Origin of the sequence: Bacillus sp. EB600 (assembly GCF_024494385.1) — a bacterium.
GTDB lineage: Bacteria > Bacillota > Bacilli > Bacillales > Cytobacillaceae > JAEVLT01.
The window spans coordinates 1-401 of the sequence record NZ_JAEVLT010000173.1; the positions used below are offsets into that span (position 1 = coordinate 1).

The 401-nt window shown below is 50.1% G+C and carries 4 tRNA genes; all 4 read left to right on the forward strand.

From position 1 onward, the window contains the following. Positions 1 to 26 precede the first annotated feature (26 nt). The 4 genes from JN080_RS29240 (at position 27) to JN080_RS29255 (ending at position 384) form a co-directional block, all read left to right on the forward strand. Positions 27 to 103: transfer RNA gene (locus JN080_RS29240), tRNA-Arg, on the forward strand. A 6-nt stretch (positions 104 to 109) separates the two neighbouring features. Beyond that, a tRNA-Pro gene (locus JN080_RS29245) sits at positions 110 to 186 on the forward strand. Positions 187 to 206: 20 nt separating this feature from the next. Beyond that, a tRNA-Ala gene (locus tag JN080_RS29250) sits at positions 207 to 282 on the forward strand. A 9-nt stretch (positions 283 to 291) separates the two neighbouring features. Beyond that, a tRNA-Ser gene (locus tag JN080_RS29255) sits at positions 292 to 384 on the forward strand. Positions 385 to 401: the final 17 nt, after the last annotated feature.

Here is a 401-nt window from a genome sequence, read left to right on the forward strand (position 1 = left end):
TCTCGGCACCATTTTTAATAAAATATGCGCCCGTAGCTCAATTGGATAGAGCATCTGACTACGAATCAGAAGGTTGTAGGTTCGACTCCTGTCGGGCGCACCATTTTCTCGGGAAATAGCTCAGCTTGGTAGAGCACTTGGTTTGGGACCAAGGGGTCGCAGGTTCGAATCCTGTTTTCCCGACCATTATTTTTTGCTTATATTATGGGGCTTTAGCTCAGCTGGGAGAGCGCCTGCTTTGCACGCAGGAGGTCAGCGGTTCGATCCCGCTAAGCTCCACCATAACAATACGGAGGAATACCCAAGTTCGGCTGAAGGGATCGGTCTTGAAAACCGACAGGCGGGTAACACCGCGCGGGGGTTCGAATCCCTCTTCCTCCTCCATATTATTTTTTCCTAAA